Below are 23990 nucleotides of genomic sequence, written 5' to 3'. Positions count from 1 at the left end.
GCCGTCGCCACCGGGAGCCGCTCCTCCGCGGGGACGGGTCGCCTCCCAGGGGTCGGGCGTGTCCCCCCAGGGGTCCCGCACGGCCCGTTCCCGGCTCACGTCCAGCTCGTCCTGCTCACTCCACGGGTCCCAGCCGACGTACCGGGGCGTGTCGCGGGTCCGGCTGCCCCCGTCGGTGTCGCGGGTCCGGCCGGCCCCGTCGGTGTCCCGGGACAGGGCTCGGTCCCGCTCCTCCGGCCGCCGGTGCTCGGGCACGGACGGTTGTCCGGCAGCACCCCGGCGCCCTTCGTTGGCGATCGCCAGCGCCTGGTCCACCTCGCGGTCCATGTCCCGCTCCGGCCCGGTCATTCCGACGACCGCTCCGGCGCCCCGCCTTCCTCCGCCCAGCGGGCGGCCAGGGCGTTCGCCTTGTGCATCGCCTCCGCCACCGCCTCCGGGCCGCCGCCGCGCAGGGCCGCGGCGTACCCCACCAGGAACGTGGTGAGCGGCGCCGCCGGGCGCGCCACACCGTGCGCCGCGTCCCGGGCGAGGTTGAGCAGACCGGCCGTATCCACCTCCAGGTCGATACCGAGTTCGGACTTCACTGCGGTGATCCATTCGTCCAGCACACGCCCATGCTCCCTGATCCGGGTGCGGGCCGCGCCGATGTCCTCCCAGGTGTCGCAGTCGAACGAGGCCCAGGGGTGGTGGAGGCGGCCGGTGGACAGCTCATCGGTGAGGAGCCGCAGCGGCAGTCCCCGCAGGCCGCCGTGTTCGGCGGCGAGCAGTGCCAGCTCCCGGCGGAGGGGCTCGGCATGGTAGGCGGCGACCAGGGGCTGCTCCCGCCCGTCGTGATCGGTCAGCAGCACGCCTTCGGCACCGCCGTCCGCCAGACTGCCCCGCAACTCCGCGACCGTCCGCCCGGTGAGGAAGGGCAGGTCGGCCGAGAGCACCACGACGACGGAGCCGGTGGACTCGCGCAACCCGGCGTCCAGCGCGGCCAGCGGCCCACCGCCCGGCGGCGTCTCGCGGACCCACCGCACCGCCCGCACCGTCGGACGCCGCGGACCCACCACCACGGTCCGGGCCGCGTCCGCGCAGGCACCGAGCACCCGGTCCAGCAGGGTCCGGCCGCCGACGCTGAGGCCTGGCTTGTCGGCACCGCCGAGCCGCCGTGCAGCACCGCCTGCGAGGATCACCGCGTCATATCCACCCGCGCTCATCCCATGAGTATCGCCGCTCGCCCCGGCCCCATCCCCGCCGGTGCCGCCCCACGCCGGCCGCCCCCGGCCCGGCTGCCCCCGCGCCGCCCTCCCCTCTCATCCCAGGGGCCCGGCCACCACACGCGGCCGGCCGAAGCACGACCTCTCCAGGAACGCCCGCCCCCCAGGAGCGCCCCGGCCGGGAGAGCCCCATCCCGGAACGGCCGTGCCAGGCGCTTCCGGCTCCCGGCCCGCCCGCCGGTACGGCTGTTCGCGCGCCCGGTACGGCCCCGGCCTGGACGGGACCGGGCCCAGGCCCGGTCCCGGGTTGGAACCGGAGTCAGTCCGGACCGGGCTCCCACCGCAGATCAAGCCCAAGCCGGACCGGAGGCCCGGGCCGGACGGGGAGCCACGGCCGACCGAGCCCAGCCCGGCCACGGCCCAGCGCCGCTGAACCCAGCACTGACCTGGCCCGGGCGGAACCAGGACCCGGCGTCGGACAGGCCCAGACCGGACCGAGACCGGCACCGACCAAGCCCCGGGCCGGACCGGGCCCCACCACCGACCAAGCCCGAGCCGGACCGGTCCCAGACCGGACCACGGCCCAGCGCCAACCGAACCCCAGGCACTGACCGGCCCCCGGCGGGACCAGGACCCGGCACCGACCCACCCCCGGCCGGACCGGGCCCCACCACCGACCAAGCCCGAGCCGGACCGGGGCCCAAGCCGGACCAAGCCCAGGCGCTGACCGGGCCCCAGGCCGGACAAGCCCAGGCGCTGACCGGGCCCCAGGCCGGACCACGCCCCGGCTCCGACCGAACGCGGGCACCGGCCGGGCCCGGCGGGACACCGCCCGGCCCCCGGCCGCACCGCCCGGGCCCCGGCCGCACCGGGCGGGGGCGCCGGTTACAGGGTGCGCAGCAGCACCGCCGGTTGTTCGACGCAGTCGGCCACGTAGCGCAGGAAGCCCCCGGCCGTGCCGCCGTCGCACACCCGGTGGTCGAAGGTGAACGACAGCTGCACCACCTTGCGTATCGCCAACTCGCCCTCATGCACCCACGGTTTCGGGATGATCCGGCCGACGCCGAGCATCGCCGCCTCGGGGTGGTTGATGATCGGCGTGGAGCCGTCCACCCCGAAGACCCCGTAGTTGTTGAGGGTGAAGGTGCCGCCGGTCAGCTCGGCGGGGCTGAGCCGTCCCTCCCGGGCCGCCTCGGTCAGCCGCGCCATCTCCGCGCCCAGTTGCTCGGCGCTGAGGGTGTGGGCGTCCCGCACCACCGGGACCATCAGGCCGCGGTCGGTCTGTGCCGCGAAACCCAGGTGCACGCCCGGCAGCCGGACGATCTCCCGTGCCGCGGTGTCCACGGTGGAGTTGAGCTCGGGGAAGCGGGCCAGCCCCGCGGTACAGATCCTGGCCAGCAGGGCGAGCAGCGACACCTTGGGGCCGCCCGCGGCGTTCATCGCCGCGCGGGCCGCCAGCAGCTCCGTGGCGTCGGCGTCCACCCAGCAGGTCGCGTCCGGGATCTCGGTACGGCTGCGGGTGAGCTTGTCCGCCACCGTGCCGCGCAGGCCGCGCAGCGGTATCCGCTGTTCCTCGGCGGGCCGGCCGGGCGCGGACGGAAGCCCTGCGGCCGCCCCGCTCCCCGGCGTACCCGCGGCCATGGCCGTGAGGGCCCCGGCCGGTGCCGTGGACACACCGCCCGCGGTCCGGCTCACGGCCCGTTCGACATCGACGCGGAGGATGAGACCCTCGGGACCGCTGCCACGCAGCCGCCGCAGGTCGATGCCGTGCTCGCGGGCGATCCGGCGCACCAGCGGCGAGATCACCGGCACCGGCTCCGTGCCGCTGCCCGCGCCGTCCCCGGCGGCCCCACCCGGGGCGTCGAGAACCGGGACCGCAGCCCGCGCTGCGGGCGAACCGTCCCCGGAACCGGCCGTACCCGTCCCGGCGGCCGGCGCGCCCGGCCCGGCCGGCGTGGTGCCGTCCGGCTGCCGCACCGTCACGGGCGCCGCTTCCACCGGCCCCGGTGAGGCGTTCCGCCGGGGGGCGTGCCCGGCCGCACCGGCCGGTACCGGACCCGCCGGGCGGACCCGGCGCCGACGCGCCGCGGGAGCGCCGGTGCCGTACCCGACGAGCACATTGCCCGAGCCCTCGCTCCCGCCGGAATCCGCGGCGGGACCGTCACCTGCGGCGGGCGCGGACGGTTCACCGCCGGCCGGGCCGTCACCGGACGGGACCGCGACCGTGAGCAGCGGGGCGCCCACCGGAAGCTCGGTGCCCTCCTCGCCGAACCTCGCGGTCACCACGCCGCCGTAGGGGCACGGCACCTCGACCATCGCCTTGGCGGTCTCCACCTCGACGACCAGTTGATCGACGGTGACCACGTCGCCCACCTCGACCAGCCAGCGCACGATCAGCGCCTCGGTGAGCCCTTCCCCGAGGTCGGGGAGGGCGAACTCACGTACCACCGTCATCAGTCGGCGCTCCCTTCGGTCCACTCCGACTCCCACTGGAGGCGGGCCACGGCGTCCAGCACCCGGTCCACACCCGGCAGGTGGTGGCGCTCCACCATCGGCGGCGGGTAGGGGATGTCGAATCCGGCCACCCGCAGCACCGGTGCCTCCAGGTGGTGGAAGCAGCGTTCGGTGATCCGGGCGGCTATCTCGCCGCCGGGACCGCCGAACCCGGGAGACTCGTGGACCACCAGTGCCCGGCCGGTCCGGCGTACCGAGGCGCACACCGTCTCGTCGTCGAAGGGCACCAGCGAGCGCAGATCGACGACTTCGAGGTCCCAGCCCTCCGCGCGGGCCGCCTCGGCCGCCTCCATGCACACCGGCAGCGACGGGCCGTAGGTGATGAGGGAGACCGGGCTGCCCTGGCCGGTGGCCGGCCGTCGCACCACCGCGCGCCCGATCGGGGCGACCGGCTCGGGCCGGTCGGCGGACCAGTCCGCCTTGGACCAGTACAGGCGCTTGGGCTCCAGGAAGACCACCGGGTCGTCGGAGGCGATGGCCTCGCGGAGCATCCCGTAGGCGTCGGCGACGGTGGCCGGGGTGACCACGTGGAGCCCGGGGGTGGCCATGTAGTACGCCTCGGAGGAGTCGCTGTGGTGCTCCACCCCGCCGATCCCGCCGCCGTAGGGCACCCGCACGGTGATCGGCATCGGCAACGCGCCGCGGGTGCGGTTGCGCATCCGGGACACATGGCTGATGAGCTGCTCGAACGCCGGGTAGGCAAAGGCGTCGAACTGCATCTCGACCACCGGTCGCAGCCCGTACATCGCCATGCCGACCGCGGTGCCCAGGATGCCCGCCTCGGCCAGCGGGGTGTCGGTGCACCGGTGGTCGCCGAACTCCTTCGCCAGCCCGTCGGTGATCCGGAACACACCCCCGAGCGTCCCCACGTCCTCACCCAGGACGTGCACCGCCGGATCCTCCGCCATCGCGTCACGCAGCGCCCGGCCCAGCGCCTGGGCCATGGTGGCGGGCTTACGGGCCGTCTCAACAGCCGCGGTGGTCATCGCTCCCCCTCCTGGGATTCGGCGTCCAGCTCGGCGCGCAGCTGCGCCGCCTGCTCACGCAGCTGGCCGGTCTTCTCGGCGTAGACGTGCTCGAAGAGCTCCATCGGCTCCAGCACCGGGTCGTCGTTCATCCGGTCGCGCAGTGCCCTGGCCATGTCCTCGGCCGCCTCCCGCGCGGCGGCCATGCCGTCCTCGTCGATCAGGTCGCGGCCCTTCAGCTCGGCCTCCATCAGGTCGATCGGGTCGTGGGCGCGCCATGCCGTCAGCTCTTCCTCCGCGCGGTAGCGGGTGGCGTCGTCGGCGTTGGTGTGCGCGTCGAGGCGGTAGGTGACCGCCTCCACCAGGGTGGGACCGCCGCCCTCGCGTGCCCGGCGGACCGCCTCGCCCAGGACCTGGTGGACCGCGGCGGCGTCGTTGCCGTCCACCAGCCGGCCGGGCATGCCGTACCCCACGGCCTTGTGCGCCAGGGACGGGGCGGCGGTCTGCTTGGCCAGCGGCACCGAGATCGCGAAGCCGTTGTTCTGGACCAGGAAGACCACCGGGGCCTGCCAGACCGCGGCGAAGTTCAGCGCCTCGTGGAAGTCGCCCTCACTGGTGCCCCCGTCACCGACCATGGCCAGCGCCACCACGTCATCCCCCTTGAGCCGGGCGGCGTGGGCGAGCCCGACGGCGTGCGGCAGCTGGGTGGCGAGCGGGGTGCACAGCGGCGCGACCCGGTACTCGCGCGGGTCGTAGCCGTTGTGCCAGTCCCCCCGCAGCAGGGTCAGCGCCTGCGCCGGGTCCAGCCCCCTGACCACGGCCGCCAGCGTGTCCCGGTAACTGGGGAAGAGCCAGTCCCGCTCCTCCAGCACCATGGCGGCGGCCACCTGACACGCCTCCTGGCCGGTGGAGGAGGGGTAGACGGCGAGCCTGCCCTGCTTGGTGAGGGCGGTGGCCTGCGCGTTGTACCGTCGGCCGCGGACCAGCTCCCGGTAGAGCCTGGTCAGCAGCCCGGGATCGAGGTCCGCGGCGGCCGGGGTGCCGAGCAGCCGCACCGGCTCGGGGTCCGGCAGCAACGGCGCCGGGTCGAGACGGGGCCGCCAGGCAGGCGGGGGAGTCGGCCGGTAGGCACCGGGCTGCTCAAGAACCGTCATGGCGACCTCCTGGACGGATGGCGGGAACGGCAGAAACCGGGCAGCGAGGGCCCGGAGGACCGGGCAGGCCCTCACCTACCGATTGTTCGGTCGCCAGCACATTTTGGCTACAGGCGTCCGCAGCCTGTGGACAAACGGTTTTCCACAGCCTGAGATGAAGGCATTGCGTCCACGAAGGGGAGGCGGGACCGTATGCAGGACGAACAGATGGCCAACTTCGACGCCCGGCCACCCGCGCGACCGCTGGACGCCATCGACCGGGACATCCTGCGCATGCTCCAAACGGACGGCCGGGCCTCGATACGTTCCGTCGCCGAGCGGGTACACGTCTCGCGCGCCAACGCCTACGCGCGGATGAATCGCCTGCTCGACGACGGTGTGATCCGGGGGTTCTCGGCGCGGGTCGATCAGGAACGCGCCGGGCAGGGCGCTTCGGCGTACATCACGCTGAAGATCGTCCAGAATTCCTGGCGGACCGTCCGCGAGGAGCTGCGCAAGCTCCCCGGGGCCGCGCACATCGCCCTGGTCAGCGGGGATTTCGACGTGCTGCTGCTGGTGCACACGGCGGACAACCGCTCACTGCGCGAGCTGGTGCTCACCCGTATCCAGTCGATCCCGGACGTGCTCAGCAGCCGGACGCTGCTGGTCTTCGAGGAGACCGACCTGGCCACCGAGGTGTGACCGCCCGGCGCACGACGGGTCCCCGGCGGCACGGGTCGCCCGTCGGCTCGACGGGAGGGCGTGCCGGGCGGGCCCGGCCGGCGGCCCGGCACATGGAGAGGGGCCGTGGCGGACCTCCGTCCGCACCGCGCCGGACACAGGCGCACACCGGAAGGAGCCCACACCATGCCCCACACGCCGGGCGCGCCCGCGGCGGGCCGGGCGCCGGGCACGCGCGGCCGGCGCCCGGGGCGCCGACCGCCTGCCGTCAGGTCCGCAGACCGGCGAACGCCGTGGTGACCACGGCCTCCGCGACCTCGTCGCTGCTCGCCGAGTTGCCACGGCCGGGCCGGTACCACTCCACGATCGAGTTGATCATCCCGAAGAGCAGCCGGGTCGCCAGCCGCGCGTCCACGTCGGCGCGCAGGTCCCCGTCGGCGGCGGCCTGCCGGAGCAGCTCGGCCACCTGGTGGTCGAACTCGCGCCGGCGCTCCATCGCCCACCGCTCGGTGCCGGTGTTGCCGCGCACCCGGAGCAGGAGGGTGACGTAGGGCAGCTCCGCGATCAGCACCTCGGTGGTCCGCCGGGTGACGTACTCCAGGCGCTCGACCGCCCGGCCCCTGGCCGCTCCCGGCTCCTGGAGGATGGCGAACAGCTCGTCCAGCGCCCGGTTTATCGCCAGGCGCAGCAGCTCTTCCTTGCTCTTGACGTGGTGGTAGATGGAGGACTTGGAGATTCCGGCGGCACGTGAGAGGTGCTCCATCGACGTGCCGTCGTAGCCTCGCTCGTTGAACACCTCGACCGCGACCGCGAGCAGCGATTCCGGCGTGTAGGTGTCGCGTTTCGTCATGGTCATGAGGGAACCACATTCTCGGCCGCGTACGCACGACGGACCAAGCCGGACGACGGCGCGTAGCGGCCGGTCGGGAAGCACCGGTGCAGCTCGGCCAGGAGGCGACGGACGGTGCCGTGGCCCACCTGGGCGCCCCACTCCAGCGGGCCCTTGGGGTAGTTGACGCCCAGCCGCATCGCGGTGTCCACGTCCTCCTCCGAGGCCACCCCCTTGGCCACGGCGTCGGCCGCGAAGTCGGCCAGCATCGCGACGGTGCGGGCCACGATCATGCCCGGGACGTCACCGATCACGCTGACACTCTTGCCCAGCGCCTGGAAGAGGCCGACCGCCTCCTCGACCAGGGCCGGGTCGGTGGCCGCCGCGGCACACACGGCGACCCGCGATGCCGAACGGTAGTCCAGGGCGAGGTCGAACTGGACGACCCCGGGCTGTTCGGCCGGCGGCCGGCCGTCGGCGAGGCACAGCTGGGCGCCGCCCGGCAGCACGATCACCGGCGACTCCCCCTCCGCGTACCGCACCGCGATCCCGGCCTCCTCGATCAGGGCGGGCAGGACGGCGGCCGGACCGGGCAGCGCACCGCGCACCACGACCGAGGCGGGCGGCCGGGCCGGGCCCGCGGTGTGCGGCTCGGGCCGCTCCGCGCCCTCGCCGTGGTCGTACCAGCCGCGCCCGGACTTGCGGCCGTGCAGCCCGGACTCGACCAGCCGGCGCTGCGCCAGCGAGGGGGTGAACTTCGGGTCGTGGAAGAAGGACTCCCACACCGAACGGGTCACCGCCTCGTTGACGTCCTGCCCGATCAGGTCGGTCAGCTCGAACGGCCCCATCCGGAATCCGCCGGACTCGCGGAGCACCGCGTCGATGGTGGCCGGGTCGGCGGCGCCCTCCTCGTACACACGGAACGCCTCCGCGTAGAAGGGACGGGCGACCCGGTTGACGATGAATCCCGGGGTGTCCGCGCACCGCACCGGTGTCTTCCCCCAGGCGGCGGCGGTCCCGTACGCCAGGTCGGCGGCCTCCCGGTCGGTGGCGAACCCGCTCACCACCTCGACCAGCGGCAGCAGCGGCGCCGGATTGAAGAAGTGCAGGCCGACGCAGCGGCCCGGGCGGCGCAGCGCGCCCGCGACGGCGGTCACCGACAGCGAGGAGGTGTTGGTGGCGAGCAGGCAGTCCTCGGCCACCACCGACTCCAGCGCGGTGAACAGCTGCTGCTTGGCGCCCAGGTCCTCCAGGATCGCCTCGACGACCAGGGCGGAGTCGGCCAGCGCGGCGAGTTCCCCGACGGGCCGCAGCCGCGCCGCGGCGTCGTCACGCGCCGCGGCGGAGAACTTCCCCTTGGCCACCAGGCGGTCCAGCCGCGCCGTGATCGCCTCCACGGCGGTCCGGGCGCGCCCCGGCGCGACGTCGTGCAACCGCACGTGGTGCCCCGCGAGCAGGGCGACCTGCGCGATCCCCTGTCCCATGGTGCCGGTGCCGACGACGGCGACGGTGCTGTCCGGTGCGATCCCCCGGCCCTGGTCCCGATCGACGTTCGCAGTCATATCGCTCATCCTCCCGGACAAGTTCTCCACAGCATCGACAGGCCCCCTTGTACCGACCGATCGTTCGGTTAATCTATCCCTGAAGGCCCACAGCCGCCCACCCGTCCTCCAGGACGGCCCGCAGCGGAGTGCGTGTACGCACCCTTTCCCTGGAGCTCAACGAGGAGTTGGTCAGTCGTGACCGTCGCACTCAGCACAGCGCAGTTGATCGAGAAGCACCGTCCCACCCTCGATCAGGCCCTGGACGCGATCCGCACCCGCGCGTACTGGTCCCCCCACCCGGAGCACCCCAAGGCGTACGGCGAGGGCGGCAGCCTGGCCGCGCACGAGGGGCAGGCGGCCTTCGACGCGCTGCGCGGCACCCGGTTGGACCTCGGCCAGCCCGGCACCGACGGCTGGACCGGCGACGAAGTCTCGCCCTTCGGCATCGAACTGGGCGTGGAGTACCCGCACCCCGACGTCGACGCGCTGCTGCCGGCGATGCGGGCCGGGATGCCGGCCTGGCGGGACGCCGGCCCGGAGGCGCGGGCCGCGGTCTGTCTGGAGATCCTGGCGCGGATCAGCGCCCGCACCCACGAGTTCGCGCACGCGGTGATGCACACCACCGGTCAGGCGTTCATGATGGCCTTCCAGGCCGGCGGCCCGCACGCCCAGGACCGCGGGCTGGAGGCGGTGGCGTACGCCTTCGCCGAGCAGACCCGCACCCCCGGTGCCGCCGACTGGTCCAAGCCCCAGGGCAAGCGGCCCCCGCTGGAGCTCCGCAAGAGCTTCACCGCCGTCCCCCGCGGTGTCTCGCTGCTCATCGGGTGCAACACCTTCCCCACCTGGAACGGCTACCCCGGGCTGTTCGCCTCCCTCGCCACCGGCAACCCGGTGCTGGTCAAGCCGCACCCCCGCGCGGTGCTGCCGCTGGCGCTGACCGTCAAGATCGCTCGCGAGGTGCTGGACGAGGCGGGATTCGACCCCAACCTGGTCGCCCTGGCCGCCGAACGCCCGGAGGAGGGTCTCGCCAAGACGCTCGCCACCCGGGACGAGATCCGCATCATCGACTACACCGGATCCACCGTCTTCGGTGACTGGCTGGAGGCCAACGCCCGCCAGGCCCAGGTGTACACGGAGAAGGCGGGCGTCAACACCGTCATCGTCCACTCCACCGACGACTACCAGGGCATGCTGGGCAACCTGGCGTTCTCCCTCTCGCTCTACAGCGGCCAGATGTGCACCACCCCGCAGAACCTCCTGATCCCCCGGGACGGCATCACCACCGACGCCGGTGACAAGACCTACGACGAGGTGGTCGCCGATCTGGCCGCGGCGGTGGACAGCCTGCTCGGTGACGAGGCGCGTGCCACCGCGCTGCTCGGCGCGATCGTGAACCCGCAGGTCGGCGGCCGGCTCGACATGGCTCCGGAGCTGGGCGAGGTGGCCCTGGCCTCCCGTGCCGTGACGCACCCCGACTTCCCCGGCGCCACCGTGCGCACGCCGGTGATCGTCAAGCAGGACGGCGCCCGCAAGCAGTGGGACGGAACGGACGCCGACGCCCCGTACCTCGCCGAGTGCTTCGGCCCGGTGTCCTTCACCGTCGCCGTGGATTCGGTGGAGGACGCGGTGGCGCTGCTGCGCCGCACGGTACGGGACCGGGGAGCGATGACCGTCGGCGCGTACACCACCTCCGACGAGGTCGAGCGGCTGGTGGAGGAGGCGTGCCTGGAGGAGTGCGCCCAGCTGTCCCTCAACCTGACCGGCGGGGTGTACGTCAACCAGACCGCCGCCTTCTCCGACTTCCACGGCTCGGGCGGCAACCCGGCGGCGAACGCGGCGCTGTGTGACGCGGCCTTCGTCGCGAACCGTTTCCGGATGGTGGAGGTGCGCCGCCCGGCGTGAGGCCGGCCCGGAGGCACACCTCTCCGGTCCCGGATTCGGGGCCCGTACCGGCTCCCGGACGGGGCGGGCCGGGAGCCGCTCGCCCGGCCCGCCCCGGCCGGGCGACGCGCCCCGGCTCCGCGGCGGACGCGCCGTCGTCGCCCCGCCCGGCGAACTCGACCTCGACACCCCGGCCGAACCGGGCGGGACGCGTCAAACGGGGTGTTCCGCCGCGATCGGCCAGGCGCCCCGTTCACCGAGGTGCAGCACCAGGGCCGCGATGTTCCAGGCGTCGTCCTCGCCCCGGTGATGACGGCCTTCGAGCCGCAGCCCGGCGATCTGCAGGGCCTGCGCCATACCGGGGCGCTTCCGCAGGCCATACGCCTCGGTGAAGACGGCCTTGGCATTGGTGTGGTGCCGGCCGAAGGGGTAGGGCACCCGTGCGGCCTGGCACTGCCGTGTGAACTGGTGGCGGTCGTAGTCGCCCCAGCTGACCCACGGCCGGGCGCCCGCGCGGTGCTCGTCCGCCAACAGCCGGCACGCCTCGGCGAAGGTGACGCCCCGATCGACCTCCTGCTGGGTGAGGCCGGTCAGCTCCGTGCAGAACGCGCTGACCGCCGACCGTGCCGGCCTCACCAGAATCCGGTGCCGGGCGAGGCGCTCACCGGCGTTCAGGTCGACGACCGTCAGCCCCACCTCGATGATCTCGCTGACCTGCCCGGGCGGCCGGGATCCGGCCCAGCACGTCGCTTCGACGTCCACGACGTTGACGAGGCCCGCGGTCCCGGTGCTGTCCATGGCGTCCATGGCGTCCATGGCGTCCATGGCGGGAAGCGTAGGGAGACACGAGGACCGGAGCACCTGGTTTTCGGGGGCGTCGGGCCGGCTCCCGGCACCGGTCCGTTCCGCACCACCCTCACGCCGCTCGCACCCGTCCGGCGCGGCCCCACCGCACGGGCCGGACCGTCTTCCCACCGGGGCGGGGCGCTCCCGAGCGGCGCCGCGGAGTCCCGGAGACGTGCTGCCGAGCCGCGCGGCAAGGCCGGACACGTACGCGAGCCGAAGCGGCGCAGCCCGCAGACGTACCGCCGAGCCGGGCGTGGAGCCTCGGAGCCGTACCGCCGAGCCGTACGCCGGGTCTGCCGGCGGGCCGTTCACCCCTGCGGCGGCGTCCCTCCCCAGTGGAAGAGCGCCATGGCGACGCTCGTCGCCAGGTTGTAACTGGACACCTGGGGGCGCATCGGCAGCCGTAGCAGTGTGGTCGCCCGGGCCTTCAGCCCGGGCGAAATACCGTGGCGCTCGGAGCCGAAGGCGAGCAGCGCGTCATCGGGGAGTTCCACCGACCGGATGTCGTCGCCCTCCGGGTCGAGCGCGTAGACGGGCCCCGGCGGCAGTTCGTCGAGCGGGAGCCGCTCCACTGCGGTCGCGAAGTGCAGCCCCGCTCCCGCCCGTACCGCGTTCGCGTGCCACGGGTCCATCTCGCCCGTGGTGACCACGCCGGTGGCTCCGAACCCGGCGGCCAGGCGGACCACCGCGCCGATGTTGCCCAGGTTCCGCGGGTTGTCGAGGACGACGACCGGCGCGGCGCGGGGCAGTTCCGACACCTTGGCCAGGTTCTCCCGGCGTCCCGGCCTGATCCCGAGGGCGGCGACCTGGGTGGGGTGCACCCGCGGCACCAGGTCGCCGATCACCTGCGGGGGCACCTCGACGAGGAGGTCCCCGATCCGGTCCGTGAGGTCGTCGGCCAGCCCGCGAGCGAGCCGCAGGGCGGCTTCCTTGTCGCTCGTGATCGCCACCGGTACGTCGGCGCCGAAGCGGAGCGCGTGCTTCAGGGCATGGAACCCGTCGAGCAGCACGGCGCCGGGTGTCTCGTGCCATCGCCGTACGGCGTGGGTGACCTCGTCCTCGCTCATCCCGCCAGCCTACGGGCCCACCGTTTCCACCTGGGCTTTCCCCGGTCCACCGCCGCGACGGGCAGGCGCCGGCGGCCTGCCGCGAGCACCGCCGGACGCGCCCTACGGACCGTCGGTTCCCGCCCGCGGGTCCGGCAGGCGCGGGTGCGCCGGCTCCGGGTCAGCGGGGCGGGTGCCCGCCACGCCCCCCGTACGTCGCGGGCACCGTGGTGGCGGCGGGGGTGCGAGGCCGGAGCCGATCGGTCACGCGGCGCATCCGTCCGCCCAGCCAGAGCAGGAAGACCGTGGGGAGGAAGACGGCATCGGCGGCGATCATGGCGAGGGAGAAGAACGGCAGGCCCATCAGGACCGCGATGCCGATGTGCTCCATCACCATCACCGCGAGCAGCACGTTCTTGATGCGCCGGTTGAACACGGTGAACGGGAAGGCGACCTGCACGATCACCGTGCCGTAGGTCAGCACCATGACCAGGGTCCCGCTGCTGACCAGCGCGTCCGCCAGTCCGGGCCAGGGGGAGAAGTAGTCCAGGTTCAGCGGGTAGTACAGAGCGGTGCCGTCCTGCCACCGGGAGCCCTGGACCTTGTACCAGCCGGCGGTCGCGTAGATCAGGCAGACCTCCGCCATGATCACCAGGAGGGCCCCGTTGTGCACCAGGTTCGCCAGCGCGTCCAGCACCGTGCGCGGCTCGCCGGGCGCGTGGCGGCGTACCAGCCACCACACCCCCTGGATCAGCCACAGCCCCCACAGCACCGTGCCCCAGCCCAGGCCGGGCACGGGGCCGTCGGCGGTGAGCCGGAGCCGGTCCTCGGTGAGGGACTGGGCGGCCGCCAGCCCCGCACCGGCCGCCGCCCAGAGCGCCACCCCCACCCTGTCCCGGGGCGGGTGCCCGGGCGGCACAGGGCCGTTCCGCGCCTCTGCGGCGGCCCGGCGCGCGTCCAGGGACCAGACCTGACCGCACCGGGTGAGCACCAGATAGGTGGCCATCAGGTGGATGACGTTGTCGCCGCCGTCCCCGAGGAAGATGCTGCGGTTCTGCAGCGAGAGGACGCCGATCATGAACAGCACGGACATGGTCCGGGTGCGCCAGCCGAGCAAGAGCGCAGCGCTGGAGACGATGGCGAGGGCGTAGACCGCCTCGAACCAGACGACGCTGTCCGACCACATCAGCACCGAGAAGGAGTGGTTGCCGTCGGTCAGCGTGCGGGCCATGTCGAAGCTGAACGGGCTGTCGGGACCGTACAGCTCCCGCCGGTGGGGCCACTCCCGCAGCAGGAAGAACAACCAGGTGAAGGCGAATCCGATCCGTACGACCGCGGTCTGGTACGGGCCGAGAGCGGCGGTGGTGACCCGCAGGTAACCGCGGGTGACCGCGGTCTCCGCGCGGCGCAGCAGCCGGGCCGGGGCCGGGCCGGGGTGTCCGGACCGGGGCAGTCCGGTCCCCACCGCCGGTATGGCGCCGCCGGGTATGCCCGGCCCACCGCCCGCCGGACCGCCCGCCGACTGGTCTTCGATCACTCGTACGGGGGCCGGCGGCGCCGGTGTCGTCGCGGCTGCCGCAGTAACCGGCGGCACGTGCGGGTCCTGCGGTGCGGGCGGGACCTGCGGTGCGGGCGGGGCCTGCGGTGGACCGGACGCCTCGCGGGGCGCCGGCAGCGGGGCGGCCTGTGGTGCCCCGGCGGGCCGGGGCACCACCCGCGGCGCCCGCCCGGGAGCGGTCCCGGGCGCGTCGTGGGTGGCCGCCTCGTCCGCGGACGACCCGTCGGGTTCCGTCACCGGCCCGCCCCTTCCGGCACGTCGGCGGCGGTCACGGTCCACCAGGGCAGTTCGCGGTGGACGGTCCTGGTGTCCCGCTTCTCGTCACTCCACGGCGGGGGGCCGACCGGGGTGGTGGCGGACCGGACCTGCACCCGGCGCACCGTGCCGCCGTCCTCCTCGGTACCGAGCCGGTGCATCACGATCCGTTTCAGGTACTGCCCGAAGAGCACGCCGCGTTCCCCGATCGGCTGGTCCTGCGCGTCGTGGGAGCCGACGTAGAAGTCCCAGGCGCGGCGGAGCACGTTCTGCTGGGTGTGGCTGGGCAGGAGGTTGTGACGGATGGCCGCGCCGTCCTGTGCGCTGAGGCTCTTCCAGCCGGTGGTGGAGGTGCCGCCCTCGGGCGTGCGGATCTCGGCGCGCACCTCGATGGCCACGTTCTGCTGGAGCGGGTTGGGGGCGAACAGCTTCCAGTTCTGTTCGAACTCCGGGTAGATGTACTCGTCGATGGTGTCGCCGTGTTCCTTGCTCACCGTGTTGGACGGCGCGACGTGCAGGAACACCATGGCCAGGTGGACGGCGACCGCGACGGCCACCACGGCCGCCACGACGGCGACCGTCAGCTGCGCGGGCAGCGACAGCCGGCTCACCTCGGCGGTCGTGTGGTCTTCCCGCTCCATCTGGCCCCGTTCCCCGTACCGCCGGCGCCCTCCTCGGCCGCGCGACACCCCGACTCCCGTCGGAACGGTACCGACGCGGGCCCGCCCGGCACAGGCCCCTCCCGGTTATCCACAGGGTTGACACCCTACGACCCCTCGGCCCACCATTGAACCGAACGATCGGTCGGTAGGGACGGCCGGTCGCCGGCAGCGAGGGCGAGGGGGCTGGCATGACCACCACGGCGGCGGACCCGGCGGTGTACGAGGCGGTGTTCGAAGCCGCCCTGGCCGCGGACGAGCGCATCGAGCCGCGGGACTGGATGCCCGACGCGTACCGCGCGTCCCTGGTGCGGCAGATAGCGCAGCACGCGCACTCCGAGATCATCGGGATGCAGCCCGAGGCCAACTGGATCACCCGCGCGCCCTCCCTGCGGCGCAAGGCGATCCTGATGGCCAAGGTCCAGGACGAGGCGGGCCACGGGCTCTACCTCTACAGCGCGGCGGAGACCCTCGGCGTGGGCCGGGAGGAACTGCTCGACAAGCTGCACTCGGGGCGCCAGAAGTACTCCTCGATCTTCAACTACCCGACGCTGACCTGGGCGGACGTGGGCGCCATCGGCTGGCTGGTGGACGGTGCGGCGATCACCAACCAGGTGCCGCTGTGCCGCTGCTCCTACGGGCCGTACGCACGCGCCATGATCCGGATCTGCAAGGAGGAGTCCTTCCACCAGCGCCAGGGCTACGAGCTGCTGATGGCGCTGAGCCAGGGCACCGAGGCGCAGCACGCCATGGCGCAGGACGCGGTGGACCGCTGGTGGTGGCCGTCCCTGATGATGTTCGGCCCGCCGGACGACGAGTCGGCGCACTCGGCGCAGTCGATGGCCTGGAAGATCAAGCGCCATTCCAACGACGAGCTGCGGCAGCGCTTCGTGGACATCTGCGTCCCGCAGGCCGAGAGCCTGGGGCTGACCCTCCCCGACCCCGATCTGCGGTGGAACCCGGCGCGTGGCCACTACGACTTCGGGCCCATCGACTGGGACGAGTTCCGCGAGGTGCTGCGGGGCAACGGCCCGTGCAACGCCCAGCGGCTCTCGCAGCGGCGCCGGGCCCACGAGGAAGGCGCCTGGGTGCGCGAAGCCGCCGCGGTCTACGCCGCGAAGCACGGAGAGGCACGGTCATGACCACGGAGACGAGCGGCAAGGACTGGCCGCTGTGGGAGGTGTTCGTCCGCAGCCGTCGCGGGCTCAGCCACACCCACGCCGGCAGCCTCCACGCGCCGGACGCCGAGATGGCCCTGCGGAACGCGCGGGACCTCTACACCCGCCGCTCGGAGGGCGTCTCCATCTGGGTGGTGCCCTCCACCGCGATCACCGCCTCGTCCCCGGACGAGAAGGACCCGTTCTTCGAGCCGTCGGCCGACAAGCCCTACCGGCACCCCACGTTTTACGAGATCCCGGAAGGGGTGCGACACCTGTGACCGCCGCCATCGCCCTGGGCGACGACGCGCTGGTGCTCTCCCAGCGGCTGGGGGAGTGGGCCGGGCACGCCCCGGTGCTGGAGGAGGAGGTCGCGCTGGCGAACATCGCGCTGGACCTCCTCGGTCAGGCCCGGGTCCTGCTCTCCCTCGCCGGTGACGAGGACGAGCTCGCCTTCCTCCGCGAGGAGCGTGCCTTCCGCAATGTGCAGCTGGTGGAGCAGCCCAACGGCGACTTCGCCTGCACCATCGCCCGCCAGCTCTACTTCTCGACCTTCCAGGAGCTGCTGTTCCGGCAGCTCGCGGCGGGCGACAGCGAGTTCGCCCCGCTCGCGGCCAAGGCGGTCAAGGAGGTCACCTACCACCGCGACCACGCCGAGCACTGGACACTGCGGCTCGGCGACGGCACGGAGGAGAGCCACCGGCGGATGCAGCACGGGATCGACTCCCTGTGGCGCTTCACCGGCGAGCTGTTCGAGCCGGTCGAGGGGTGCCCGGTGGACTGGGCCGAACTGCAGCGCGGGTGGCTGACGAGCATCACCTCCGTGCTGGAGCGGGCCACGCTGACCGTGCCGGACGGTCCCCGGCAGGACGCCTGGACGGCCGGTGGTGGGCGGCAGGGCATCCACACCGAGCCGTTCGGCCGGATGCTGGCCGAGATGCAGCATCTGCACCGCAGCCACCCGGGGGCGACATGGTGACGCTCAGCCCCCTGGAAGCCGAGCTGGCCGAGCTGGCCGGAGGCGTTCCCGACCCCGAGCTGCCCATGATCACCCTTGCCGAGCTGGGCGTCCTGCGCGGGGTGCAGCTCCTGGCACCCGGCCGGGTGGAGGTGCGGCTGACCCCCACCTACACCGGCTGCCCGGCGGTCGAGACCATGGCCGCCGACATCGAGCGGGTGCTGCATGACCACGGCATCGCCCAGGTCGAGGTCCGCACCGTGCTCTCCCCGCCCTGGACCACCGACGAGATCACGGCCGAGGGGCGCAGGAAGCTCGCCGAGTCCGGCATAGCCCCGCCGCGCGCCGCCGGCCCGGTCCCGGTGACCCTCGCCATCCGGTGCCCGCACTGCGGATCGACCGACACCACACTGCTCAGCCGCTTCTCCTCCACCGCCTGCAAGGCCCTGCGCCGGTGCGAGAGCTGCCGCGAACCGTTCGACCACTTCAAGGAGTTGTGATGGCCCGCCCCTCCTCCGCCGCGGCCCACCACACCTTCCACCCGCTGAAGGTGGCCGCGGTCGATCGGCTCACCGACGACTCGGTCGCCGTGACCCTCACGGTGCCGGCCGAGCTGCGCGAGCTGTACCGCCACACCCCTGGCCAGCACCTCACCCTGCGGCGGCGCCTGGCCGGCGGCACCGAGATCCGGCGCACCTACTCGATCTGCACCCCGGCACCGGGCCCGGCGGAGGAGCCGGAGCACCTCCAGGTCGGTGTGCGGCAGGTGGAGGGCGGCGAGTTCTCCACCTACGCGCTCAAGGAGCTGGCGGCCGGCGACACCGTGGAGGTGCTGCCCCCGGCCGGACGGTTCGTCCTGGAACCCCGCCCGGGGACCTACGCGGCGATCGTGGGTGGCAGCGGTATCACCCCGGTGCTGTCGATCGCGGCGACACTGCTCGACCGGTGCCCGGAGGCCCGGTTCTGCCTGATACGCAGCGACCGGACCACCGCCTCCACGATGTTCCTCGAAGAGGTCGCCGATCTGAAGGACCGCTGGCCGGACCGGTTCCAGCTGGTGAGTGTCCTGTCCCGGGAGGAGCAGCAGGCCGGCCTGGTCTCCGGGCGGCTGGACGAGGAACGCCTCACCACGCTGCTGCCGAGCCTGCTGCCGGTGCCCTCGGTGGACGGCTGGTTCCTGTGCGGACCCTACGGCCTGGTACAGAGCTCGGAGCGGGCACTGCGCGCCCTCGGTGTCGCCAGGGACCGGGTCCACCAGGAGATCTTCCACGTGGACGACGGAGCCGCCCCCACGGTCGACCGGGCCCCCGCACCCGCACACAGCACCGTGACCGCGACCCTCGACGGCAGGTCGGGCAGCTGGCCGGTGAAGGACGGCGAATCGCTGCTGGAGACGGTCCTGCGCAACCGCGCCGACGCCCCGTACGCCTGCAAGGGCGGGGTGTGCGGCACCTGCCGCGCCTTCCTGGTGTCCGGCGAGATACGGATGGACCGCAACTTCGCGCTGGAGCCGGAGGAGGTGGACGCCGGCTACGTGCTGGCCTGCCAGTCCCACCCGGTCGGCGAGGAGGTCGAGCTGGACTTCGACCGCTGACCCACCGGGCCCACCGGACCCCACCGGACCCATCGGGCCCAGCCGGTCCCCTACAGGACGTCCGGCCGGGGCACCCGGAGCCGCCCCGGGACGTCGTCCCCGCTGGGGCGTCGACTCCCCGCCGGGGCGGCCGGACCCCGCCGAGCCGGCCGCGGCACCCCCGTACGGCTTCGGTGAGGCTCCGGCCGGAGGCGTGGACGCGGTCGGACTCCGGGTCCAGCGGTTGGGGGCCCGAGCTGGGAGTTCGGGGGCCGGATTCCCGGGAGCCGCAGGGCAGTGACAGCTGCGCGAGGCTTCGGAAGCCGGTGGGGAAACGCGTCGTTCGAGGCCTGGTGGATGGAGTAGCGCCGTCCGCATCGCTCCAAGGGGAAGCGGCGGGGCGGGCCCGCCCTGTACGCCGCTCGGGTCCCCTGTCCGGCACGGGAACCCGGTGCGGAACGGGGGACCGAGGGGGAGGACGGGGGCGGTTGCCGGGTTCGCCGACCACACCCTGAGCCCGCGGGCAGGGATACGGCCGGGCTACGGCCGAAGCCGGAGCTGCCGGCCCCTGGGTGAGGCTTCGGCCGGGGCCGGGATGACAGAGGCGGCGGGCACCGCCCCGGGGGTTGGCCGGGGCGGACCCGTGTGCGTACGGGGAGCGTCAGGCGTTCAGAGGACGAAGGGGGCCTCGTCCTCGCCCTGGCCGCTGACCAGCGGGCGCCCGGAAGCGGCCCAGGCCAGCATGCCACCGTCCACGTTCACGGCGTCCATGCCCTGGGCGATCAGGTACTGAGTCACCTGCGCGGACCGGCCACCGACCCGGCACACCACGTGGACGCGGCGGCCGTCACCGACCGCCTCGGTCAGCTCACCGAAGCGCGCCACGATCTGCCCCATCGGGATGTGCAGGGCGCCCTCGGCGTGCCCGGCCGCCCACTCGTCGTCCTCACGGACGTCCAGCAGGAAGCCGTCGGACGGCACCGCCGCGGCGTCCACCTCGGGAAGCGGGCCAAACTGCATCAGGGAAACCTCTCTCCGGCGAATCGGCCGCTGGGCTCGGTCTCCACAGGGCCTCCAGCGAGGCTACTTCACCAGCTCCGCCAGCCGGGCTTCCTTCTCGGCAACCTGGGCCAGCAACTGTTCGGCGATCTCTTCCAGCAGCCTGTCCGGGTCCTCCGGCGCCATTTTGATCATCGAGCCTATGGCGCTGGACTCCAGCTCCGCCGCGACCGCCGCGAGCATCTCCTTCCGCGCCGCCAGCCACTCCAACCGGGCGTAGAGCTCCTCGCTCCGGCTGGGCCGCCGCTCCGGCGGCGTGGGTCCGGCATCCCACTCCTCCGCCAGTTCCCGCAGCCGCGCCTCGTCGCCCGCGGCGTAGGCGGCGTTCACCTGGACGATGAACTCTCCGCGCCGTTGCCGTTCGGCGTCGTCCTCCGCCAGGTCGGGGTGCGCCCTGCGGGCCAGGTCCCGGTAGAGCCGCCGCGCCTCCTCGCTGGGACGGACCCGCGGCGGAGGCTGGACCGGCTGCTCGGTGAGCATCGCCGCCGCCTCCGGAGGCATTCCCTCGGAGTCCAGCCAGCCGAAGAAGAGCTCCTCGACCTGAGGCATGGGCAGCACGAGAGCCCGTGCCTCCTGGGCCCGGCGCACGTCCTCGGGGTCACCGGTGCGGGCCGCGACGGCCTCGGCGATCCGTGCGTCGAGTTCATCGAGACGCGAGTACATCGGCCCCAGCCGCTGGTGGTGCAGCCGGGAGAAGTTCTCCACCTCGATGCGGAAGGTCTCCACCGCGATCTCGAACTCGATCAGCGCCTGCTCGGCCGCCCGCACGGCGCGCTCCAGCCGCTGGGTGGCCGCCGCCTCGGCGTCCGACACCGGCTCCGTCGCCACATCCGGCCCTGGCTGATCCACTTCCGGGTTCGTCACCCGCCCAGCCTACGTCTCGGGTCACCCGCCCTGGCATCACCGGAAGAACGCAGAGGGCGCCTCGGGCACGTTCGCGGCCCCGTCCGCCCCGGCCGTCCTCACCTCCGGCCCGCCTTCACGCCAGGTCGCACCCACCGGCCCCGGCCCACCTCACCGCGGGCCCGCCCACGGCCCGGTCCGCTTACCTCGGCCCCGTCCGGCTCCGGCCGCCTCCACCCCGGGCCGCCGCCAGGCTCTCTTCGGACCCTCGGTCCTTGGTCCGGTTGCCTCGGCTCCGGCCCGTACTACGCGTCCCGCCCCGTCCTCGCCTCCGTCCGCCGCAGACTCGGATGCGCTGCCGACTCGGGTGCTCCCCGCCCTCACCTGCGTAGGAAGCTCCGCCCCGGTCCGCCCCGCCGGCGCCTCCGCACGTCCCCCTCCGGGCGGGCCCTGCCTCCTGAGCGCCGCCTTCGCAACCGTGCGCCCGCACCGCGGGGCGGAGTCCTCTCTGACCGGCGGTCCGGCCCGGTCGGGACCGCGCCGCCCCGTCCGGTATTCGCTTCCGGTCCGTGGTCCCTCGCTCCCGCGGGTGCGCCACGCCCGGCCGGACGTTGTCGTCCGGCCACAGGACGCCCGGGCAGCGGGGGTGGTGGGCGGCGGTTCAGACGCCGAGCTCGGCGGGTATCCGGCCGGCCCGGACCGCCGTGAGGAGGTCGGCGTGGTCGGCCTCGGTCCGGTCGGCGTAGGCCACCGCGAACGCGGCGATCGCCACGTCCAGCTCCTCGTTCTTCCCGCAGTACCCCGCCAGCAGCCGGGGGTCGGCGCTGTGCGCGTGCGCCCGCGCCAGCAGGGCCCCGGTCATCCGGCCGTAGTCGTCGATCTGGTCGGCGGCCAGGGCGGCGGGGTCCACGCTGCCCTTCCGGTTGCGGAACTGCCGGACCTGGTACGGCCGCCCGTCCACCGTCGTCCAGCCGAGCAGGAAGTCGCTCACCACCTGCATCCGCTTCTGGCCCTCGACGACGCGGCGTCCCTCGTGCCCGGCCGGCGGCACCCGGTACCCGGCAGCCTCGACATGGGGGAGCAGGACCGAGGGGCGCGCCTCCTTGACCTGGAGCACCAGGGGCTCGCCCCGGTGATCGAGGAGCAGCACCACATAGGAGCGGGTCCCCACGCTTCCCGTGCCCACGATCCGGAAGGCGACGTCCTGGATGGCGTACCGGGACAACAGCGGCAGCCGGTCGGTGGGCAGGGTGGCGAGGTAGTCGCCCAGGGACGCCGCGACGGCCGCGGCCTCCTCGTCGGGCACCCGGCGCAGCACCGGTGGAGCGTCCAGGAACCGTCTGCCGCCGTCCGCCGTCGGTTCGGTCGCCCGGGCCGCGAACCGGGCGCTGGTGTTCCGACGCGCCTTCTCGGAGACGCGTTCCAGGGTGCCGACCAGGTCGCGGGCGTCGGTGTGCGAGACCAGCGCCTCGTCCGCTATCGCGTGCCAGGCGTCGGCCGCCGGCAGGCCGGCGAGCAGCCGCAGGGTGCGGCGGTAGGCACCCACCGCGTCGTGGGCCGCCGCCCGGCAGGTGTCCTCGTCGGCACCCACCTCGCGGCCGGCCAGGACCAGCGAGGCCGCCAGCCGCTTGACGTCCCACTCCCACGGCCCGTGCAGGGTCTCGTCGAAGTCGTTGAGGTCGATGACCAGCTCGCCGCGCGCGTCGCCGTACAGGCCGAAGTTGGCGGCGTGCGCGTCGCCGCAGATCTGGGCGCCGACCCCGGTCACCGGCGATGCCGACAGGTCGTGCGCCATCAGCCCCGCCGACCCGCGGAGGAAGGCGAAGGGAGAGGCGGCCATGCGGCCGACGCGTATCGGGGTCAGCTCCGGCAGCCGCCCGGCGTTCGAGGCGACAACCGCCGCCACCGCGTCCGGCCGGCCGGGATGCACCACCAGTTCGGCGTGGCGGGAGCGTGGCACCCGTCGGCGCAGCGCCTTGCCCTCCTGTTTGGGGGCGCCTCCGTCCCGTTGCGGCGCGAACCCGGGGACCCGGGGGATGCGCGTGCCCCGCCCGGCGACCGTGCCCGTTCCGGAGCGCCGGCGCGCCGCCCCTCCCTCGGCCACCGGTCTGCTTCCGGGCTCCGCCCCCGCCCCGGCCGTGGTGGCCGTAGCGTCCGGCGGGGCCGCACCGACCGGCGCCGCAGCCGTCCCGGCCGAGGTGGCGGCCGCGGCCGTGGTGGCCGGTCCGGCCGTCTCCGTATGGGTCATCGTGAGGTCCCCCCGTTCCCTGACTCCGGAGCCCTTCCCCCCGCCCCATCGGCGGCGCCGGCTCCGAACACCGGTACGACGTTACCCAGCGCATCGGCGGGCTGTCAGTGCCTGTGGACAACCACCCGCGTAACCCACAGGGACTGCGCACAGCCTGTGGATAACCCACGCCTCGGGGACCGTGATGCTCCTGTTCGCCCCGATAGCTCCCGTCGGCAGCACACACCGGAGCGCACATCGGCAGCGCTCCCCGGCATCGCCACTTCGGCATCGCACGCCCCGGCCGTCCCCGCACGCCGTCCCCGCACGCCGCCCCGGCACACCGTCACGGCACCCCCAACCGGCGACCGCAACCCGACGAGCGCGGCTCGCCGGCCACGACCGGACCGCGATCCTCGCGCCCCACCCGCACCCGCGCGCCGCGAGCCCAGCCACGGACCCCGGCCGGCGCGACCCCCCTGCGCACCCCCGGAACGCGGGCTCAGGGGCCCCTGAGCCCCGAGGCCCCCTACGGCCCGGAGCACGACCCCCGCCACCGCAGCCCCCGTAGCTCGGACACCGGAACCGCCCGAACCCCCGGGCGCAGCAGCTCGGCCCCGAAATCACCTCGGGAGCGTCCCGGGACCCGGCCCCGGGGGGACTCAGCCCCGGAACTGCTCCGGGCACCCACCGCCGTCCGGCAGATAGGTCTCGGCCCACCGGGTGAGCTCCTTCAGCGCCGGTTCCAGCGCCCGCCCCGCCTCGGTCAGCCGGTAGCTGACCCGCAGCGGCGGACCCTCGTCCACCTTCCGGACCACCAGACCGGTCGCCGCCAGCTCGGCCAGCCGGTCGGAGAGCATCCGCTCGCTGATCCCGGGGATGGCCCGCCGCAGGTCGGCGAAGTACGCCCCGTGCTCCATGAGGGCGGCGACGACCAGCCCGGTCCAGCGCTTGCCGAACAGCCCGAAGACGCGCGCCATGCCGTCATCGACCCTCTTGCACGCCTGCTCCGTGTGTTCATCGCTGCCCGTCATACCCCTCAGGGTACTGCGCCGGGATA

At 74.0% G+C, this 23990-nt stretch carries 21 protein-coding genes; 7 read left to right on the top strand and 14 right to left on the bottom strand.

The features are described from left to right. Window positions 1-344 precede the first annotated feature (344 nt). The 4 genes from IHE55_RS14960 to pdhA all read right to left on the bottom strand — a co-directional run bounded on the left by IHE55_RS14960 (window position 345) and on the right by pdhA (window position 5835). A complete protein-coding gene (locus IHE55_RS14960) occupies window positions 345-1202 on the bottom strand; it encodes an NTP transferase domain-containing protein (RefSeq protein ID WP_197989483.1) in 858 nt (285 codons plus the stop codon). Window positions 1203-2087: 885 nt separating this feature from the next. Then, on the bottom strand, window positions 2088-3656 hold the full coding sequence (locus IHE55_RS14955) for a dihydrolipoamide acetyltransferase family protein (protein WP_197989482.1): 1569 nt from the start codon (window positions 3654-3656) through the stop codon (window positions 2088-2090). Then, entirely contained in the window at window positions 3656-4702 is a 1047-nt protein-coding gene (locus IHE55_RS14950) for an alpha-ketoacid dehydrogenase subunit beta (protein WP_197989481.1), read from the bottom strand. The genes IHE55_RS14955 and IHE55_RS14950 overlap by 1 nt, the downstream gene beginning before the upstream one ends. Next, window positions 4699-5835, bottom strand: a complete 1137-nt coding sequence (gene pdhA / locus IHE55_RS14945; RefSeq protein WP_197989480.1) for a pyruvate dehydrogenase (acetyl-transferring) E1 component subunit alpha — start codon at window positions 5833-5835, stop codon at window positions 4699-4701. Before pdhA ends, IHE55_RS14950 begins: the two co-directional genes overlap by 4 nt. Before the next feature lie 192 nt (window positions 5836-6027). Between pdhA and IHE55_RS14940 the strand changes: the two genes are divergently transcribed. Next, complete coding sequence (locus tag IHE55_RS14940; RefSeq protein ID WP_197989479.1) at window positions 6028-6516, top strand: Lrp/AsnC family transcriptional regulator; 489 nt, start codon at window positions 6028-6030, stop codon at window positions 6514-6516. A 247-nt stretch (window positions 6517-6763) separates the two neighbouring features. Here IHE55_RS14940 and IHE55_RS14935 read toward each other — a convergent pair whose 3' ends face one another. Next, a complete protein-coding gene (locus tag IHE55_RS14935; RefSeq protein WP_197989478.1) occupies window positions 6764-7351 on the bottom strand; it encodes a TetR/AcrR family transcriptional regulator in 588 nt (195 codons plus the stop codon). After that, a complete protein-coding gene (locus IHE55_RS14930) occupies window positions 7348-8886 on the bottom strand; it encodes a 3-hydroxyacyl-CoA dehydrogenase (RefSeq protein WP_197989477.1) in 1539 nt (512 codons plus the stop codon). The genes IHE55_RS14935 and IHE55_RS14930 overlap by 4 nt, the downstream gene beginning before the upstream one ends. Before the next feature lie 177 nt (window positions 8887-9063). On the opposite strand from IHE55_RS14930, the gene paaN reads away from it, so the two are divergent. Beyond that, complete coding sequence (paaN, locus tag IHE55_RS14925) at window positions 9064-10770, top strand: phenylacetic acid degradation protein PaaN (RefSeq protein WP_197989476.1); 1707 nt, start codon at window positions 9064-9066, stop codon at window positions 10768-10770. 192 nt (window positions 10771-10962) lie between these two features. Here the strand turns inward: paaN and IHE55_RS14920 are convergent, their stop codons facing one another. The 4 genes from IHE55_RS14920 to IHE55_RS14905 all read right to left on the bottom strand — a co-directional run bounded on the left by IHE55_RS14920 (window position 10963) and on the right by IHE55_RS14905 (window position 15095). Further along, on the bottom strand, window positions 10963-11547 hold the full coding sequence (locus IHE55_RS14920; protein ID WP_197992014.1) for a 3'-5' exonuclease: 585 nt from the start codon (window positions 11545-11547) through the stop codon (window positions 10963-10965). 356 nt (window positions 11548-11903) lie between these two features. Beyond that, window positions 11904-12662 (bottom strand): TrmH family RNA methyltransferase, encoded by a 759-nt coding sequence (locus IHE55_RS14915; protein WP_197989475.1) that lies wholly within the window; start codon window positions 12660-12662, stop codon window positions 11904-11906. A gap of 160 nt (window positions 12663-12822) precedes the next feature. Next, the gene (locus IHE55_RS14910; RefSeq protein ID WP_197989474.1) at window positions 12823-14106 is read right to left on the bottom strand and encodes an HTTM domain-containing protein; all 1284 of its coding nucleotides are present in this window, start codon (window positions 14104-14106) and stop codon (window positions 12823-12825) included. Window positions 14107-14432: 326 nt separating this feature from the next. Continuing rightward, complete coding sequence (locus tag IHE55_RS14905) at window positions 14433-15095, bottom strand: DUF5819 family protein (protein ID WP_197989473.1); 663 nt, start codon at window positions 15093-15095, stop codon at window positions 14433-14435. Between the two features lie 209 nt (window positions 15096-15304). Here IHE55_RS14905 and paaA point away from each other — a divergent pair, with 209 nt between their 5' ends. The 5 genes from paaA to IHE55_RS14880 are packed head-to-tail and all read left to right on the top strand — an operon-like array spanning window position 15305 to window position 18822. After that, window positions 15305-16255 carry a 1,2-phenylacetyl-CoA epoxidase subunit PaaA gene (gene paaA / locus IHE55_RS14900; protein ID WP_197989472.1) on the top strand — a complete coding sequence of 317 codons (951 nt, stop codon included), beginning with the start codon at window positions 15305-15307 and terminating at the stop codon, window positions 16253-16255. Then, the gene (gene paaB, locus IHE55_RS14895; protein WP_197989471.1) at window positions 16252-16551 is read left to right on the top strand and encodes a 1,2-phenylacetyl-CoA epoxidase subunit PaaB; all 300 of its coding nucleotides are present in this window, start codon (window positions 16252-16254) and stop codon (window positions 16549-16551) included. Before paaA ends, paaB begins: the two co-directional genes overlap by 4 nt. Beyond that, window positions 16548-17249: a 1,2-phenylacetyl-CoA epoxidase subunit PaaC gene (gene paaC, locus IHE55_RS14890; RefSeq protein ID WP_197989470.1), complete on the top strand. Its 702-nt coding sequence runs from the start codon at window positions 16548-16550 to the stop codon at window positions 17247-17249. Before paaB ends, paaC begins: the two co-directional genes overlap by 4 nt. Then, complete coding sequence (gene paaD, locus IHE55_RS14885; protein ID WP_197989469.1) at window positions 17243-17728, top strand: 1,2-phenylacetyl-CoA epoxidase subunit PaaD; 486 nt, start codon at window positions 17243-17245, stop codon at window positions 17726-17728. The genes paaC and paaD overlap by 7 nt, the downstream gene beginning before the upstream one ends. Next, on the top strand, window positions 17728-18822 hold the full coding sequence (locus IHE55_RS14880; RefSeq protein WP_197989468.1) for a 2Fe-2S iron-sulfur cluster-binding protein: 1095 nt from the start codon (window positions 17728-17730) through the stop codon (window positions 18820-18822). The genes paaD and IHE55_RS14880 overlap by 1 nt, the downstream gene beginning before the upstream one ends. A gap of 648 nt (window positions 18823-19470) precedes the next feature. Here the strand turns inward: IHE55_RS14880 and IHE55_RS14875 are convergent. From IHE55_RS14875 to IHE55_RS14860, 4 genes are all read right to left on the bottom strand, one after another. Beyond that, complete coding sequence (locus tag IHE55_RS14875) at window positions 19471-19821, bottom strand: rhodanese-like domain-containing protein (protein ID WP_197989467.1); 351 nt, start codon at window positions 19819-19821, stop codon at window positions 19471-19473. A gap of 63 nt (window positions 19822-19884) precedes the next feature. Continuing rightward, window positions 19885-20724, bottom strand: a complete 840-nt coding sequence (locus IHE55_RS14870; protein ID WP_372442681.1) for a J domain-containing protein — start codon at window positions 20722-20724, stop codon at window positions 19885-19887. Window positions 20725-21364: 640 nt separating this feature from the next. Continuing rightward, the gene (locus tag IHE55_RS14865; protein WP_372442680.1) at window positions 21365-22951 is read right to left on the bottom strand and encodes a DUF2252 domain-containing protein; all 1587 of its coding nucleotides are present in this window, start codon (window positions 22949-22951) and stop codon (window positions 21365-21367) included. Between the two features lie 641 nt (window positions 22952-23592). Next, window positions 23593-23964: a winged helix-turn-helix transcriptional regulator gene (locus IHE55_RS14860; protein ID WP_197989465.1), complete on the bottom strand. Its 372-nt coding sequence runs from the start codon at window positions 23962-23964 to the stop codon at window positions 23593-23595. Window positions 23965-23990: the final 26 nt, after the last annotated feature.

The organism is Streptomyces pactum (assembly GCF_016031615.1).
GTDB classification, from domain to species: Bacteria; Actinomycetota; Actinomycetes; order Streptomycetales; family Streptomycetaceae; genus Streptomyces; species Streptomyces pactus.
This window is presented reverse-complemented; position numbering and strand designations above follow the sequence as displayed.

What these genes read in the sequence shown, in the direction of transcription:
- IHE55_RS14960 (WP_197989483.1), bottom strand. Translation starts at nt 1,202, where the DNA reads ATGAGCGCGGGTGGATATGACGCGGTGATCCTCGCAGGCGGTGCTGCA.
- IHE55_RS14955 (WP_197989482.1), bottom strand. Translation starts at nt 3,656, where the DNA reads ATGACGGTGGTACGTGAGTTCGCCCTCCCCGACCTCGGGGAAGGGCTC.
- IHE55_RS14950 (WP_197989481.1), bottom strand. Translation starts at nt 4,702, where the DNA reads ATGACCACCGCGGCTGTTGAGACGGCCCGTAAGCCCGCCACCATGGCC.
- pdhA (WP_197989480.1), bottom strand. Translation starts at nt 5,835, where the DNA reads ATGACGGTTCTTGAGCAGCCCGGTGCCTACCGGCCGACTCCCCCGCCT.
- IHE55_RS14940 (WP_197989479.1), top strand. Translation starts at nt 6,028, where the DNA reads ATGCAGGACGAACAGATGGCCAACTTCGACGCCCGGCCACCCGCGCGA.
- IHE55_RS14935 (WP_197989478.1), bottom strand. Translation starts at nt 7,351, where the DNA reads ATGACCATGACGAAACGCGACACCTACACGCCGGAATCGCTGCTCGCG.
- IHE55_RS14930 (WP_197989477.1), bottom strand. Translation starts at nt 8,886, where the DNA reads ATGACTGCGAACGTCGATCGGGACCAGGGCCGGGGGATCGCACCGGAC.
- IHE55_RS14920 (WP_197992014.1), bottom strand. Translation starts at nt 11,547, where the DNA reads ATGGACAGCACCGGGACCGCGGGCCTCGTCAACGTCGTGGACGTCGAA.
- IHE55_RS14915 (WP_197989475.1), bottom strand. Translation starts at nt 12,662, where the DNA reads ATGAGCGAGGACGAGGTCACCCACGCCGTACGGCGATGGCACGAGACA.
- IHE55_RS14905 (WP_197989473.1), bottom strand. Translation starts at nt 15,095, where the DNA reads ATGGAGCGGGAAGACCACACGACCGCCGAGGTGAGCCGGCTGTCGCTG.
- paaA (WP_197989472.1), top strand. Translation starts at nt 15,305, where the DNA reads ATGACCACCACGGCGGCGGACCCGGCGGTGTACGAGGCGGTGTTCGAA.
- paaB (WP_197989471.1), top strand. Translation starts at nt 16,252, where the DNA reads ATGACCACGGAGACGAGCGGCAAGGACTGGCCGCTGTGGGAGGTGTTC.
- paaD (WP_197989469.1), top strand. Translation starts at nt 17,243, where the DNA reads ATGGTGACGCTCAGCCCCCTGGAAGCCGAGCTGGCCGAGCTGGCCGGA.
- IHE55_RS14880 (WP_197989468.1), top strand. Translation starts at nt 17,728, where the DNA reads ATGGCCCGCCCCTCCTCCGCCGCGGCCCACCACACCTTCCACCCGCTG.
- IHE55_RS14875 (WP_197989467.1), bottom strand. Translation starts at nt 19,821, where the DNA reads ATGCAGTTTGGCCCGCTTCCCGAGGTGGACGCCGCGGCGGTGCCGTCC.
- IHE55_RS14865 (WP_372442680.1), bottom strand. Translation starts at nt 22,951, where the DNA reads ATGACCCATACGGAGACGGCCGGACCGGCCACCACGGCCGCGGCCGCC.
- IHE55_RS14860 (WP_197989465.1), bottom strand. Translation starts at nt 23,964, where the DNA reads ATGACGGGCAGCGATGAACACACGGAGCAGGCGTGCAAGAGGGTCGAT.